Raw genomic sequence first — 16,534 nt, forward strand, 5'->3', positions numbered from 1 at the left:
CTATTTTAAATTCAACGTTTTAATGCCATTTGCGGTAACAGCAATGCTTGTACCGTTAAACTGTGTGGCATTTAAAAGCGCGGCTTTATCTTTAATCTGAGATACGACAATGCCATCGTCAGCTTTGCAATCCGAAGGGTTGGCATAAGGGTCACGCATGCTAGTTGGAAGTGGGCGCTGTGCGCTAACCATCATTCCGTTGTTACCTAAAGCATAAACCTTCGACTCAGAGCCAATAAGAATTGAGTTAAGCGTACTGGTTGAACAGGTCTGAACGTACTCCCATTCACCTTGGTTTTTATTTACAAAAATGTTCCCGCGAAGGCCCACCGCCAAAACGGTGTTTTCATCTAACGGTTTAATATCGAAGAATGACCCTGTGTAATCAACAAAATAGCGCTCCCACGACTGTCCCATATCGGTACTTTTGGCAAGCAAACCTGCTTCGCCCGCAAGGTAAAGCGTATCACCGTCAAGGGTAACGCGATTAAGGTGGGGTAATATAGATTCAAGTTCTTGTTGATAAAACGCCTCGTCTTCTTTGCGAACCTCTTCGAGATATTCTTGATCCATGGGGTCAAGCAGGCTGGCATGACGCTCCGCAGCCCACGTCTTCCCACCGTCTAAAGTACGATAAAACAGGCCATAGGCACCTGTAGCGATACCTTGCTTATCATCAAAGAAAAATACATCTAAAAACGGGCGTTGAAGATCAGGTTGATAATTTTGTATCTCCCAGGTTTCGCCCTTATCTGAAGAGTGAAGAATGACAGCGTCGTGACCTACTGCCCAAATATTTTCGCCAACAACCGTAGTTGCTGTAAGCGTTGATTGAGTTGGTACGGCTTTTTGATTAAACGCCTTACCATCTTCTGACACTAATACGTGACCGCGTTCACCGACAATAACGACAAATGAATCAGCGTCTATGTCCAAAAGAACCGATTGCTCAACCAATGGTGCCATGAATGCTTCTTCGGCAAGTGCAGCTGTAGAGTAATTAACTGCGAATGTGGCGGCAATGCACGCTGTAATGGTTTTTTTCATAATTAACCATTCCCCCTATTTATAATTGTCTGCATACAAAAACGGTTGGCAATTGCCAACCGTTTGTTGTGTAAGGCGATTAGCGCATACCTTCTCGTCGTAACGCCTGAGGCGTAAATTCTACGTCTCGGGGGCGTACGGTGAAGTCGTACATCTGCTCTTCGTTATCAAGGCCAATGGCTAAGTAACGACGAGAGTTCAAATCGTAATACGCATCTAGCGTTGACCACTGTGTAGGAACTTCATAGTAGTTCACACCATAAGCTACACCAACTCGATAGAGTTCGCCACGATTATCATACATATCAGCAACTTGAATTTGCCAGCTATCTTCATCAATGAAGAATACACGTTTTTGATAAATGTGACGGAAACCTTCTTTCAGCGTTGCTTCAACAACCCATACACGGTGTTTTTCCCAACGTGTAAGGTCTGGGTTAACGTGATTTGGCTTTAGAATATCTTCGTAAGAAGCACTATCTGAATGCAGTGCATAGTTATTATACGCTACATACATTTCTTTCTTACCAACGAGGTTCCAGTCATAACGGTTTGGAGAGCCGTTAAACATATCAAAATCATCGGTAGTACGTAGGCCATCAGCCGCTGTTCCTGGCGTGTCGTAGGCGATATTAGGTGCTAGGCGAACACGACGCTGACCGGTGTTATACGTCCACGCTTTACGCGGCTCTTTAACTTGGTCAACCGTTTCGTGTACAAGCAACGCTGTCCCTGCCAAACGTGCTGGTTTAGTTACCTTTTGCTTAAACATAAACAAAATGTTGTCTTCTGTAAGCTTCTCTGGCGTCGCGTCTTCTTCTGCATATTTAATAAGCAACTGCTCATCAAAACCAATAACGTTATAGTCGCCGCCAGTAGTTACTGCTGCTTGTCCGCCGTTACGTTGTACGGCTTCGCCGCGATAGCGAAGAATATGGTTCCATATCGCTTCTAAGCCATTTTGTGGTACAGGGAATGGAATACCCAATACTGCACCCTTAATGCCGTTACCATCGTCAAGCAATTCAGCGCGTGTTGCGTTTACCTTAGTTGCATCATAAATCGCCTGAGGGTTCGACGCAGAACGACGGGTTGGGTAAACCGGCATGCGGAACGTTTCTGGATACGCTTCAAACAGTTTTTTCTGGCCTTCAGATAAGAAGTCCGCATACTCTTTGTAGTTTTGTGCGGTTATCTCAAAAAGCACCTTATCTTCTGGGTATGGGTCAGGGTGATGATCACCTACTGTGTAACCAGCCGGTGCTGAGGTAATACCGCCAGTCCAAGCAGGGATACTGCCATCAGCATTACCCGCTTTTTCTGCGCCAAGCGGCGTAAGTTCGTTACCCAATTTGTTTGCGTCTGCTTCAGACACTTTAGCCATAGCGCTTGCACCAGATAAAGCCAGTGACAAGGCCGCAGCGATAATTCCTACTTTTCTAATCATAAAAACCACTCTTAGATTGCGTATTTGATGTTAAATGAAATGAAGTCTCTGTCAGATAGCGCATTAGTTGTACCAATGCCGCCCCAGAACGCACTGTAAGACGCCGTTGCAGACCATTTACTTAAATAGTCGAACGTGAAAGAAAGTGCAGCAGACTTAACATCTTCTGTGAAAAGGAATAATGGATCTGGCGTAGTACCCTCAACGTCATGAGAGAAAGTACCGCGAACGCGAAGGTTCATACCAGCAAATATTGAGTTGTAATCAGCAACCGCCAATAAGCGATAGCCCCACGCGTCGTCTGTCGCAAATGGGTTAGTTTCAGGGCCGTCTGAAAGACCTTGATGTAAGCCTTCACGTGAGTTTCCGTTAATTGGTTCAAGTGACGGTGTGCGAGCAGTACCCGGTGCGTTCAAACGAATTACGTCTGGGTCTGGCATATCAACAACGTTTACATAACCTACTTCACCTAGAAGCACGAAATTGTCAGAGCCAAATTTAGGACCAAATACATGTGACGCGGTGAACTGCATTTGCCATGTATCAGAGAAAAGGAAACCCTCTGCAGTTTCACCTGGGCCAACCGCTCTACCAATGTTATTTAGCTGAGAGATTCCCTCAAGATCTGGACGTAGACCTGCGTTAGCTAACTGTTCAGGCATACCCATGTAAAGTAACTCTACATCATCTATTTGAAGTGGTTCATCTACGCGATAGGCAAATTCACCAGCAAGAGCCGTAGTACCAATGTTGGTGTTAAAGCTCATACCGTAAAGTTTGATGTCTTCTGGATAGTAGAATTCAGACTGCGTGAACGCACCCAACTCTGTAATGTTATCTCGAGTAACCGTGTTAGTGGCTAGGAACGCTAGGTCTGCCCCGATACCTTCAGCAGTAAAGTCTGATGTTTTACCTGAAATAAGCGGGCGCTGGCTGTGATAGTTAATGTGATAGAAACTAAATTCTGTTTCATTCAAATTCTCAGCGAACCACGTCAAGCGCAAGCCATATTGACCTTGGTCGTCTGCATCATTATGCGCATCATCCGAGAAGCCACGAATGGCAACTTTTGTCGGATAAGCGAGATAAGCCTGAGATATATCTGCAGCATCAGCGCCTGAACGTAATAAATCACCGTAACCATTCAATGCAGTCAATAAATGATCTAGGTCAATATCAGGGTTACCACTAAAACCTAATTGAATATTCTGGCGTTGACCGCCCTCACCTGCAAAGTCGTTACCCGCGAAGTAGCTGCCCGACACAGGGAGCCAGCTGCGTTGCCACTCATATTGATAATAACCTGAAATACTCACCGTATCGGTAAGGCCCAAAGACGCATAAACCATACCTACCGGTAAGAATACTTCTTTAAGTTCGGCACCTGGTGCACGAGCACGCGTTACATCCACAGGGTTGGTCGTGTTAATACCATGCTGAATGAAAGTACTCTCACCCCAGCTGATTACTTGGCGGCCAACACGAAGGGTAAGTGGCTTGTCGCCAATCCACCAATCGCCATAGAAGAAAGCATCGTACAAACGAACGTCTGTACATAAAAGGTCTTCCGCCTCTGGATCTTGACACAGGTCGTATTGGTTGCCAGTTATTGGGTTAGAATATGGACGATCACCATCCATTTGCTCAAAATCATAGAACCAGAAACCCCTTGCGAAGAAACCGTAGTCACCGAAGTTAATATCTAATTCATGTGTACCTGAAATTTGCGTTGCAAACGCGTCACCTGGATCGTGTGCAAGGTTACCAAGGTCACCATTAGTAGAATAAGCACCATCGGCTAAACCCCACACATCGCCACTTGGGTATAAAGGATTGAATGCTGCGTGATAACCGCTCCAATCGAACTGAGGGTGGTTACTGTTACCGATAAGGTCGTAATCTCGTGCTTCAGTTCGAATGCTAGTAGCTAAGGTAAATGTTGAATCTAAAGATATACTCACATCACCTACCTGCCAATTTGCAGCGTGTACAGGTACTGCAGCAGCACCTAACAGTGAGAGAACTCCCGCTGCTACCGGTGATATCTTAAAAGCGCTAGGCCCATTTTTCATATTTTTATACTCCCAAGTCGATGTGACTTAATACGTGACATCATGACCAACCATAACGATTAACAAAATCATTACATCATTTTGCCATAACCGCAAGAACTAATCCTACCAGTTAACAAAATTTACAACATTAGTCGTATCAAATAGTTATTGCTTTATTGTGAGTATAAAAGGCATTTATAATCTCGCAGGAAAAATGTACAGATTTGTTGTGATTTTGTATTTAATGCGCTTTTCAGGGGTGTGAGCGATATGTGAGCTTAACTAACCTAAACAAGGAAGCTGCACGAGAGAGGTTGTGAAATGAAAACGACGTGCAGCATAAGTTCAAAGGCCCTACGCGAGCCTTTCAAAAGATTTAATTTTTTTATTGATATCAACGACCATCCTGAAACGGCCCTTTATACCCTGTGATGTTACAAACTGGCGAAGCCGGTTTGTAGGTACTTGTACACTAAGGCCTGACTCGCTAACCATAACAACATCAGGCATAGTTGGGGCATACAGCACCTCACATTGTTTGTAAGGTGCGTTTATTGAAAAGTAAAAGACAGCGTCAGTCGGGCTAATGCTTGTCATAAGCAAGGCTTTTACTTACTTTTTCGAACACGTCTTTACTTAAGCCTTTATGATTTAATAAACGCCCAAGCTGCTGTTTCATCAATACTTGATGTTCGTTTGCAAACCCTTGCCACTGCGTTAGTGGTGTTACAATTCGCGCTGCTACTTGCGGGTTAACTGCATCGAGCTTAAGCAAATAGTCGGTAACAAACTTATACCCACTGCCATCTAATGCATGGAACCTTTCGCTGTTATAAAAAGCAAAACTTCCAATAACAGAACGTACGCGATTCGGGTTACTCATTGCGAACTGCGGGTGTTCACAAAGCATGGTAATAGTGGCAAAAATCTCGTCACGATTTTGCGTAGCGTGAAGCGCAAACCACTTGTCTAATACCAGTGGGTCGTGATTCCACGTTGCTTCAAATCGTGCCATTAGGGTATCAAATGTCGCGGAATTACAATGTTGAGCGCTTCTTAGAGCCCCTAGTGTATCGGTCATGTTATCTGCAGCATCAAACTGCGCGACAACAGCGCCTTCATGTTGAGGTAACCGTGCTAAGTGTGCAAGCACCACATTCTTGCAGCGACGTTGGTTTACTGCGTCTTGCGTGTAACTGTATGATGCTGCATCTATGTTGTTAAATACTTGCAATAATTCTTGCTCAAGCGCTTGTGCAAATTGATCACAAAATGCTTTTCGCGCTTTCGAAAGTGCAGAAACGTTAATGTTACTGCGGCTTTGACACAAGGTTTCAAATGACGGGATAACTAAGCACTCACCTAACAACTCAAGATTACTTTGCTCTTGTGCAATTGCTTGCTTGATGCCTTCCCAAATATCATTGCTAATCGCACTGCCTGGTGCATCTTCAATCTGTTTAATACAGCGGTCGTATAGGGTCTGCATTGCATCCCAACGATTAAACGGGTCTTTGGCATACTCAAAGATAGTGAGCAGTGATGCTGTATCAAGTGGGTTTTCCACTTTAGCCGGCGCAGAAAAATTACCCAACACCACAGGCGTTAATGAAGCATTTTCGGCATTTACGGTAAAACTCATCGAGGGCGCATTCAAAATTACCATGCCATTTTGAATCATCGACTCATTATCAGTGTATGTATTTCCTTCATCATCAATAATTTCAATGTTTACCGGAATATACAGCGATTCCTTTTCACTTTGATCAGACGTGGCGGGCGTATGTTGTGACAAGGTAAACGTATGGATAACGTCATCATTGTCATCGTTTTGAATTTTGTGCTCGACAGAGATAACCGGTGTTCCGGACTGACTGTACCAACGTGCAAACTGGGTTAAATCTAAATCGGTAGCAGACTGCATAGCTGAAATAAAGTCGTCACATGTTACCGCTTGCCCATCATGGCGTTTAAAGTACTCATCCATTCCACGCCTAAAGCCATCTGGGCCTAAAAGCGTATGGAACATACGGATCACCTCAGCGCCTTTATCGTATACCGTAACCGTATAGAAGTTATTCATTTCAATCACTTCTTCGGGGCGGATAGGATGACTCATTGCGCTGGCGTCTTCAGCAAATTGGTGCTCTCGCATGACCCGCACATGTTTAATGCGATTACTAAGCGCTGATGTCATATCAGCACTGAACTGCTGGTCTCTAAATACCGTTAGCCCCTCTTTAAGACTTAGCTGAAACCAATCTCTGCAGGTGACGCGGTTGCCTGTCCAATTATGGAAGTATTCGTGTGCAATCACAGATTCTACATTGAAAAAATCATCGTCTGTCGCGCTTTCTTGGTCGGCCAGAACAAATTTGCTATTAAAAACATTAAGCCCTTTGTTCTCCATTGCCCCCATATTAAAGAAGTCGACGGCCACTATCATGTAGATATCAAGGTCGTATTCTAGGCCAAAGACGTCTTCATCCCACTTCATCGCCCGTTTCAATGATTCTAAGGCGAACACTCCTTGAGACTTTTTACCTTTATCAACATAAAGCTCAAGGGCGACTTCTTTACCACTGCTTGTCGTATAACTATCGGTAAGTAAATCAAAATCACCGGCAACAAGCGCAAAAAGGTAACAAGGTTTTGGGTGGGGGTCGTGCCATTTAACAAAGTGGCTGCTCGCGTCAATATCTCCTTTGTCAACTGGGTTACCGTTGGCTAGCAGCATAGGAATAGATTTATCAGCTACTACAGTAACCGTATAAACTGACAAGACGTCTGGGCGGTCCATAAAATACGTAATACGACGAAAGCCTTCAGCTTCACATTGTGTGCAATATGCGCCGCCTGAAAGGTACAAGCCCTCGAGTGCTTTATTGTGCTCAGGAGCAATAGTTGTCGTAATGACTAACTCAAACGTATCGAGTTCACTGTTAATACTTAGCGTATTGTCACCAAGGGTGTAAAATTCTTCAGATAAAGCTTCGCCATTAACGGCTATGGCATTAAGCTCTAGTCCGTCCCCATCTAGCACTAAGGGAGCGTTGTGCGCGCCGTTACGCGCGATGGCAAGGGTACTAACAACCTTAGTTTCGGTTGGGTGAAGCGTAATGTGTAGGTCAACTGTCGCTATTGAAAAAGCGGGCGGCTGATAATCCGCCCGGCGTTTAGCTTGAACTGACATAGATCCTCCTAAAAGAAAGCCTACGTGGATGTAATGGAACGTTTTTTTAAACGGTTTCTTTACTGTTTACTTCAACCGTAGGTGGTGTGATTCGTAAAATCTTAATACCTAAATACGCATAGATAATAGCAAGGATCGGATTGATAACGTTAAAGAAAGCATAAAACACGTAGTCAAACGGATTCACAAGCAATACGCTGTGCATATAAGCACCACACGTGTTCCATGGAATAAGTGGAGAGGTAAGCGTGCCGCCATCTTCAAGGCTACGAGACAAGTTGAGTTGATCTAAACCACGCTTTTTAAACTCTTCTTTGTACATACGCCCTGGCATAACAATAGATATATACTGGTCAGCAGTAACAAGGTTTGTACCAAAACAAGTAAGAATAGTACGGCTGACCATATCGCCCGCCGATTTTGCGCCAAGTAAAATAGCAGATACCGCGCGTTTAAGTAGGCCAACCCGTTCAAGTACTGCGCCAAAAGACATTGCGCAAATGATTAGCCAAATAGTATTAAGCATGGATGACATACCACCGCGAGACAGCAAGCTATTTAAGTTCTCGTCGGGTGTAGAAAAGATTACGCCGTCAAAAAGCGCCGTCCACACGACTTTTAGTGCGCCAACATTGGCTGAGTCGTCGCTGCTTGCCATAGACATTACTACATCCCACTGAAATACCACTGCCCAAACACCGCCTAACAGCGCACCGATAAATACCGCAGGAAACGCAGGCATTTTTTTAATGGCAAGTGTAAGCAATACAACCAACGGAATAAGCAGGTGCCAACCTAGGTCGAAGGAGGCATTTAAAAGCTGCTGCATTTGTTCAATGCGCTCTGCCTTAGCTTCGCCTACTTCACTGAATCCTAAGATGGTAAATAAAATAAGCGCGATAACAAAGCTTGGGATAGTAGTCCAAAGCATATAGCGAATATGTTCAAACAAATCGGTTCCAGCTACTGCGGGTGCTAAGTTTGTTGTTTCTGACAACGGAGAAATCTTGTCGCCGAAATACGCACCAGAAACCACTGCGCCTGCGGTTATCGCCGCTGACATTTCCATACCTGCGGATACGCCCATTAGCGCGACACCGACGGTAGCTGCGGTAGTCCAAGAACTTCCAATACTCATCGCTACAACGGCACAAATTAAACATGCTGCGGCATAGAAAAAAGAGGGGTTAAGTAACTCTAAACCAAAATATATTAGGGTTGGAACCGTACCTGCTAGCATCCAAGTACCGATAAGTGACCCAACAGCAAGAAGAATTAAGCAGGCACCTAGGGACATAGAAATACCGTCAACAATGCCCTTTTCTATCGTTTTCCAGCTATAGCCATTTTTCATGCCAATAATAGCAGCTAAACCCATAGCGAGAAGAAGTGCAATTTGGTTCGGGCCGTAAGACGAGTTATCAGCGAAAAGGTACACTGCGCTTCCCATCATTACTATAAGAGCAAGTATAGGAAGAAGTGCATCGAGAAGTGACGGCGTTTTTAATTCTTTATTCGTCATTGTCGTTTTTAAAAACCTTATTATTGTATTTACAACGGGCTACGCGTGTTGAATTCATTGTACACCGAGGGTTAAAACACCGAGCGATAGAACATCAACGCTATGATTACTGGGCAAACAAAGCGCACATACCACGGCCAGATTTTCCAAAAGATGCTGTGCTCAGCAAACTGATCGCCTTGCTTTAGTTCTTCTAATATTGCGTCTCGTCTCCATACCCACCCTGCAAATATGCAAAGCGCTAACCCTAGTAAGGGTTGGCTGTACTCGGTGGTAAGCGCAATAACAAAGCCAAACAGCAATTCAAAATTAAGAATAATGACGCAGCTCAAAATGAATATAATGGTGGCCATCAGCAACACGGCTTTTTTGCGTTTTAAGCCTTTGCTTTCCACCATATAGGCGACCGGGACTTCTAGCATCGATATTGACGACGTGACCGCAGCAATGGCCATGAGTGCAAAAAACGTAAAGGCTACAAACAGACCGACAGTGCCAATGGTTTCGAATAAGGCAGGCAGTACCTTGAAAATAAGTGAGTCACCTTGAATTAACGCACCTTCTGGCGTAAAGATTTCCACACCGTTATTTAAAGCGACGTACATAGCGGGAATAATTAGCATACCTGCAATAACTGCCACGCCAATATCAACCAAGGCTACAGATGCACCAATGGTGGGTAAGTTTTCTTTTTTGCTTAAATACGAGCCGTAAACCAACATAGTGCCCACGCCTAAGGACATGGAAAAGAACGCCTGCCCCATGGCGTTGATAAGTAACTCTGGGTCTAACACGCGTGAAAAGTCGGGCACTAAATAGGCCGCCCAGCCTTCTGAAGCACCGGGTTGCAAACTTACATATACAATCAACGCAAGAATGAGAATAACCAAGGTGGGCATTAGTCGAACCGACCACTTCTCTATACCTGCTTTTACCCCACCCACAACAATAAATGCGGTTAAGCTCATGAAAAGAAAGCAAAATAAAATGTTACGCGTAACCGAAGAGGTAAGCAGCCAGTCACTTGCGCTAGATAGCCCGACTATATTGACTGCCGAGTCAGCGAAGTAAACCAGCATCCAACCGCCAACAATGGCATAAAAAGCGAGAATAAGTGAAACCGTAATACAGCCCCATATACCAGTCGCTCTACCAATGAAGTTACCGGATATTTTGCCTAAGGCATCAACCATGTTAGAACGTGAGCTGCGCCCTATTATAAGCTCAGCCATTAGAACGGGGTATGCAAGTACGAATGCGAGAAGTAAGTAGACGAGGACAAACGCTGCACCACCGTTGCTCGCTACCTTGGTGGGAAAACCCCAGATATTGCCGAGTCCAACTGCCGAGCCTGCCGCTGCTAGCACGAACCCAATTCTAGAGGAAAATTCGCCTCTGATAGCCATGTTATTTCCCTTTATTATTGTTTTAATAATTTATAGACACAAAAAAAGGGCTGGCCCTAGACCAGCCCTTTCTTCTAATCATTTAGTTTCTTGTTATTGCGTAACGGCCTGTTTCAATCATATCGAAAGTTATATTGGCCGCTTCATCTAAGAATGGGTCTAATTCTTCCATATCTTCAGGTAGGTCGTCCAATGTTGAGACCGTTTCCATTCCCATACGCTGTAAACGTTCGTTAGCACGAGCAAGCGACTTTTCTTCCGCTTCTTTTTTCTCTGCTTCACGTTCAGACTTAACTAATGAAATAAAATCCTTGTCTTTATTTTCTTTATATTCCTTGATGTCTTCATGAATATAAGAAAATTCAGGATCTTGCATAATACGCTTATTGTGTTTAGCAGTCAGCACATCTAGCGCCGCGGTGCCATCAGCAAAGGTAGTGTAATTTGCACGATTAATGCTATCCCACGGCAATGCATTTTCAGCCTGACTCTCTCCCCACTCTGCAGGTTCTACGGCAGATGGATAAAGGATATCTGGAATTACACCTTTGTGCTGCGTGCTTCCGCCATCAATGCGATAGAACTTAGCAATAGTAAATTGAACACTACCTAATGGATTATCGTACAGGTCGTAAATTTTGCCTAAGCCGCGATGTTGTTGCACCGTGCCCTTACCAAAGGTTTGTTCACCGACGATTAATGCTCTGTTGTAGTCTTGCATGGCAGCTGCAAATATTTCCGACGCAGAGGCGCTGTATCTATCGACAAGTACAGTTAACGGACCGTCGTACGCAACTTCACCATCGGTATCGCGGTTTACGCTAACCTTACTTTGGCCATAACGAATTTGAACCACTGGCCCTTTTTCAATGAATAGACCTGTTAGCAGTGTAGCTTCGGTAAGTGACCCGCCGCCATTACCGCGTAAATCAACAATTACCCCTTTAACATTTTGTGCTTTTAAGCTTTCAATTTCTTTTGCAACATCCATGCTTAGGTTGTTGTAAAAACTTGGGATAGTAATAACGCCAAGGGGCTCATCTGCGTGAGGGCCTGTTTCAGGGACATAAACCTCAGACTTAGCAGCCCGATCTTCAAGTTTGATCTTATCGCGGGTAAGGCTTACAACTGACGTGGTTTTCGACTCGGTCGCCCCTTTTTCGACTTGAAGACGAACCGTACTACCTTTTGGCCCTTTTATAAGCTCAACCACTTCGTCCAAACGCCAGCCGATAACATCGACGAATTCTTCATCGTCTTGCGCTACACCAACAATTTTGTCTTCCGGCTTAATTGCACCTGACTCATCGGCAGGACCGCCTGGAACAACACTTTTAATAACGGTGTAGTCGTCTTCACTTTGTAACACCGCGCCTATTCCTTCGAAAGACAAGTTCATGTCCATCTGGAAACGTTCGGCATTGCGGGGAGATAAATAACTTGTGTGCGCTTCAATTGTGCGTGCAAAAGCGTTCATTGCCGTTTGGAAAACGTCTTCGCTTTTTGCTTGCTTTGTACGTTTAATGGCACGTGTATAGCGTTTAGTTAGAAGCGCTTTCGCTTCTTCCCATGTCTTGTCAGCAAGAATAAGATTCAGCGCATCGTATTTAACACGTTGACGCCAAGTTTCATCTAGCTCGGCTTTATTCGCCGGCCACTCAGCGTCTTCTCTGTCATAAAAGAACTTGTCTCCTTCTTTTTCGAAGTCGAACGGCCCTTTTTCTAATAAGTCTAACGCGAATTCATAGCGTTCTATACGGCGTTTTGCGCTTACATTGTACATGTCATAAGCGACTGACAGGTTGCCTTTACTCAGCGCATCATCGAATAGCGTGCGATATTTTTCAAAACTCACAACGTCAGATAACAGTAAAACTTGCTTATTGTGATCTAACGAATCGATAAAGCGCTGATAAACTCGTGCCGAGAGGACGTCATCCAACGCGATTTCCTTGTAATGCGCCCTAGTGAAGAGTGCGCTTACTCGCTTAGCCGCAACACTGTGCTGAGATTCCTGCTGCAAAATAGGAAGCTCGTCTACTTCTGGTGTTGACGTAACAGCACCTGCTCCTACCCCAACGGTAAGAAAAGCACTGGCGATGGAAATTCGAAGGATGTCTCTCATATTTACGACCTCTTGGAGCGTGCCAAACGTAAAGCGTCTGCGTTTACTTTAACTACCATGCCTGAGTCTAGTTGAACGTGAATACCATCTTTAGCAACTTCGGTGATTACTGCTGGCATAGGTGCTTTACCTAATTTAACGGTAACTTGCGTACCTTGTTGTAAATCGCTATCTGTCAATTTCGCAGGTGGTGTTGTGTTTGGTCTGTTATTTTTCGGTTTAGTTCCGCGCTTAGTATCAGCATGGTCCGAATTTGCAGATTTTTCACCTTTTGGACGGTTAAATTGACGTTTATCTTTGCGCTTGGGCTGTTGAGCTAGCTTAGCTTTGCGCTTTTCGGCAGCTTTAGCTTTGCTTTCATCTAGCTGTTGTTTAGCGTGGTCTGCATGCTCTTTTTCAATAGCATCGCCTTCTACGCCGTCTAAGTCCACGCGATTAGCACCTTCTTTGATGCTGTACAAATAACGCCAGCTGTTGGTGTAATGGCGAAGCGTTGAACGAAGTAATGTTTTACTTACGCGTTCATCTTCTTCTAAACGTTCGGCAAGATCTTGAAAAATACCGATCTTGAGTGGGCGGGCCTCGCCTTCAATGCTAAAACATTTCGGAAAGGTCTCTGCAAGGAAAGCTATTACTTCCTTACTATTGGTAAACTTCTCTGGTGATTCCATTAACTTTCTAAATTATTCAGGAGATTTCATCGTTAACTGCATCATCCCAAGTTGCCAGCGTGTGGTCAACCCAATCAAGCAATTCGTCGTCATCTATTTCTAATAAATGTCTATCTTGTTGCCAAGATTCCCATGCGTAGTGCAAAATTTGCTCTAAACGCTGTGTTTCAATATCTTCTTCGGCGTTGTCATAAACGGCATGTAGGATAAAGTTTAAACGTTCAGATGCCTCATCTGGGTCATCGTGAAAGTCTTCCATATCCTCAAACGTAGATAAAACAACGTGAATATCAACACTGGATTTCATAACTATTTCTGCGAATCCATAAGAATTTGAGCAATTTCAACAAGCCCTTTTTCGTCTTCTTCTGTAAAACGTTCAAATACAGGACTGTCGATATCAAGTACACCAACAAGGCTGTCATTTAGCACAAGAGGAACGACAATTTCCGAGTTTGATGCTGCATCACATGCAATATGACCTTCAAACTGATGGACATCAGCAATACGCTGTACGGTACGAGTACTTGCACTTGTACCGCACACGCCTTTCCCCAGTGGAATACGAATACATGCGGGTTGACCTTGAAACGGACCTAATACCAGCTGTTCTTCTTTGTAAAGATAAAAACCAGCCCAATTCACTTCTTCAAGGTGGTTGAATAAAAGCGCACTGATATTGGCCATATTGGCGATAAGGTCGTGTTCACCAGAAACCAAGCTTTTAGCTTGATTGATTAACTGGCTGTACTGTGGTTCTTTCAAACGATATTCCTGCTATTGAACAATTTTAAATGAGACATTTACACGCGCTTCAATACGTTCTTGACCAGGCAGCGACATAGACATGTCTTTGGCAAAAGCTTCGGCGCGCATTACTGGAATCGGCATATTGCCACCAGATTCAGAGATTGCAACTACTTCACCTACTTCAACCTCTAATTCTTTCGCTAATAACTGTGCACGTTGCTTTGCGTTCTTAACCGCTGCAATAAGTGCTTTTTGATAAGCATCACCTTCACCAACAGAAATAAAGTTAAATTGTTGTATGCGGTCAACGCCTCGTTTCAGTACGCCATCGAGTACTTTGTCATAGGTTTCTAAATCAGTCGATGTAACAGTGATATCGCGAGATAACGTGAAGCCTTCTTGCTGTCTACCTTGAGGCGTATTTATATAGCGCGGTTGTAAGCGAACTTGCATACTTTGTATATGCTTTTGTTCAATGCCCTGCTCAAGCAGGAACGTAACAATAGCGCGCAAATCTGAATCGAGCTGGGTATTGAGTTTGCCTACCGTGTTGCCCTGCTCTTCCACAACAAGCGTTACAGAGTAAGCGTTGGGCGTCACCTCTATGGCACCTACCCCTTGTACACTTATGCTAGCGCTCTCGGCGGCTTGCGCACAGACAAATGGCGTTAATAACGCCAAGAACGCTGATGCTATAAGCGCTTTTGAAGTAATTGCATTTTTTTTAAGCGAAAGTAGTTTCATAGGGTTTCCTTATTGATGGTGTTATTTAATGTAATCATCTTAGGTCTCATCAGACTTAAATGACAATGATTACTAAATACCAAGGATAAGCGTTTATAACTGAATAGTTTATGAATACTCGGGCTAACCGCATAGTAACACTGAATATGAGCTAGGTTATCTGATACGTCGGTGAAAAGTAGTTTTTATACGGTAAGGGCGCCGGGAAGCGATGAAAATAGTTGCCCCTTAGGCAACCAACTGGTCCTAGCGTCGGTGTTCACAAGCGGGTGAACACCGACGCTTAAGCTTACGAGACAAAAGCCTGTGCATTGGGGCTTTACTTTAATACAGCTCGAAGCGCAGCAAGGCAGTGGTCGATGTTACGCGGCTTGCACGCGTATCCCATTAAACCAATGCGCCATACTTTGCCTGCGTGTTCACCCAAGCCAGCGCCTATTTCTAGGTTGAAGTCTTCCAACAGTTGCTTGCGAACCGAAGCATCGTCTATGCCTTCTGGAATTTTTACTACGTTTAACTGAGGTAAACGGTAGTGGCTATCTACGGTTAAATCTAATCCTAAATCATGTAGACCAGCAGCCAGCTTAGCATGGCCATTGGCATGGCGCTTCCACGCATTTTCTAATCCCTCTTCTCTTAAAATAAGAAGCGCTTCATACATGGCATACATACTATTTACTGGTGCCGTGTGGTGATAAGCGCGCTTAGCGCCTTGCCCCCAATAGCCAACAATAAGGTTCATATCTAAAAACCAGCTTTGTACTTTGGTTTTCCGGTTCTGTATAACGTTCACTGCTCTTTCACTAAATGAAACAGGTGAAATACCTGGAACGCAGCTCAAACATTTTTGTGAACCTGAATAAATTGCATCAATTTCCCAACCGTCTACATCTAACTCAATACCACCTAACGAAGTAACGGCATCAACGATACTTAGGCAGTCGTACTGTTTAGCGAGAGCACAAAGTGCCTGGGCTTCATTACGTACGCCAGTGGACGTTTCGGCGTGTACGAAAGCAAGTACCTTGATAGCAGGGTCTGCTTTTAACGCATCTTCTACTGCATTTAAATCGGTTTGCTCGCCCCATGTATTGTTGACGGTTATCGCTACCCCGCCACAGCGTTCAACATTTTCGACCATGCGCATGCCAAACACGCCGTTTATGCAAACCAGGACTTTATCGCCTTGCTCTACAAGGTTCACAAAACACGCTTCCATTCCCGCCGAACCAGGTGCGGAAATTGGCATTGTTAACGCATTCTCGGTTTTAAAAGCGTACTGAAGTAGTTGTTTGGTCTGGTCCATTAATTCAATGAACAACGGGTCTAAATGACCAAGTGTTGGCCTTGCCATAGCATTCAGTATACGAGGGTTAACGTCGGACGGTCCAGGTCCCATCAAGGTGCGTTCAGGGGGAATAAAAGTAGATAGCGATTGCATAATCCATCCTCTTAGCGATGTAAGGCGTGTTTATAATATTAATATCGTAATCCATAGTCACGATAACTTTCGACATACTACAATGTTAATAAAAAGGAACAACCACCTGTTCTCAAGATAAATAACATGAATGG

13 protein-coding genes are annotated in these 16,534 nt (G+C 44.2%); all 13 read right to left on the bottom strand.

Features of this window, described 5'->3' with window-relative positions:
- Positions 1 to 1,047: a WD40/YVTN/BNR-like repeat-containing protein gene (locus tag ACX5J7_RS01300; protein ID WP_278385710.1), complete on the bottom strand. Its 1,047-nt coding sequence runs from the start codon at positions 1,045 to 1,047 to the stop codon at positions 1 to 3.
- Positions 1,048 to 1,126: 79 nt separating this feature from the next.
- A complete protein-coding gene (locus ACX5J7_RS01305) occupies positions 1,127 to 2,494 on the bottom strand; it encodes a DUF1329 domain-containing protein (RefSeq protein ID WP_278385708.1) in 1,368 nt (455 codons plus the stop codon).
- A gap of 11 nt (positions 2,495 to 2,505) precedes the next feature.
- On the bottom strand, positions 2,506 to 4,566 hold the full coding sequence (locus ACX5J7_RS01310; RefSeq protein WP_278385706.1) for a DUF1302 domain-containing protein: 2,061 nt from the start codon (positions 4,564 to 4,566) through the stop codon (positions 2,506 to 2,508).
- Positions 4,567 to 4,902: 336 nt separating this feature from the next.
- Positions 4,903 to 5,145: a DUF2835 family protein gene (locus ACX5J7_RS01315; protein WP_015067264.1), complete on the bottom strand. Its 243-nt coding sequence runs from the start codon at positions 5,143 to 5,145 to the stop codon at positions 4,903 to 4,905.
- The gene (gene pepN / locus ACX5J7_RS01320; RefSeq protein ID WP_498705823.1) at positions 5,132 to 7,741 is read right to left on the bottom strand and encodes an aminopeptidase N; all 2,610 of its coding nucleotides are present in this window, start codon (positions 7,739 to 7,741) and stop codon (positions 5,132 to 5,134) included. Before pepN ends, ACX5J7_RS01315 begins: the two co-directional genes overlap by 14 nt.
- Positions 7,742 to 7,787: 46 nt before the next feature.
- The gene (nhaC, locus tag ACX5J7_RS01325; RefSeq protein WP_015067262.1) at positions 7,788 to 9,263 is read right to left on the bottom strand and encodes a Na+/H+ antiporter NhaC; all 1,476 of its coding nucleotides are present in this window, start codon (positions 9,261 to 9,263) and stop codon (positions 7,788 to 7,790) included.
- Positions 9,264 to 9,334: 71 nt separating this feature from the next.
- On the bottom strand, positions 9,335 to 10,669 hold the full coding sequence (locus ACX5J7_RS01330; RefSeq protein WP_020743615.1) for a sodium-dependent transporter: 1,335 nt from the start codon (positions 10,667 to 10,669) through the stop codon (positions 9,335 to 9,337).
- An 82-nt stretch (positions 10,670 to 10,751) separates the two neighbouring features.
- Positions 10,752 to 12,794, bottom strand: a complete 2,043-nt coding sequence (gene prc, locus ACX5J7_RS01335) for a carboxy terminal-processing peptidase (protein ID WP_498705825.1) — start codon at positions 12,792 to 12,794, stop codon at positions 10,752 to 10,754.
- 2 nt (positions 12,795 to 12,796) lie between these two features.
- Positions 12,797 to 13,465 carry an RNA chaperone ProQ gene (proQ, locus tag ACX5J7_RS01340; protein ID WP_012518489.1) on the bottom strand — a complete coding sequence of 223 codons (669 nt, stop codon included), beginning with the start codon at positions 13,463 to 13,465 and terminating at the stop codon, positions 12,797 to 12,799.
- 16 nt (positions 13,466 to 13,481) lie between these two features.
- On the bottom strand, positions 13,482 to 13,772 hold the full coding sequence (locus ACX5J7_RS01345; RefSeq protein WP_012518488.1) for a hypothetical protein: 291 nt from the start codon (positions 13,770 to 13,772) through the stop codon (positions 13,482 to 13,484).
- A gap of 2 nt (positions 13,773 to 13,774) precedes the next feature.
- The gene (locus tag ACX5J7_RS01350; RefSeq protein ID WP_012518487.1) at positions 13,775 to 14,230 is read right to left on the bottom strand and encodes a free L-methionine (R)-S-oxide reductase MsrC; all 456 of its coding nucleotides are present in this window, start codon (positions 14,228 to 14,230) and stop codon (positions 13,775 to 13,777) included.
- Between the two features lie 12 nt (positions 14,231 to 14,242).
- Entirely contained in the window at positions 14,243 to 14,959 is a 717-nt protein-coding gene (locus tag ACX5J7_RS01355; RefSeq protein ID WP_498705826.1) for an SIMPL domain-containing protein, read from the bottom strand.
- Positions 14,960 to 15,278: 319 nt separating this feature from the next.
- Positions 15,279 to 16,400, bottom strand: a complete 1,122-nt coding sequence (locus tag ACX5J7_RS01360) for a pyridoxal-phosphate-dependent aminotransferase family protein (protein WP_498705827.1) — start codon at positions 16,398 to 16,400, stop codon at positions 15,279 to 15,281.
- Between the last annotated feature and the right edge of the window lie 134 nt (positions 16,401 to 16,534).

The organism is Alteromonas infernus, from assembly GCF_902705815.1.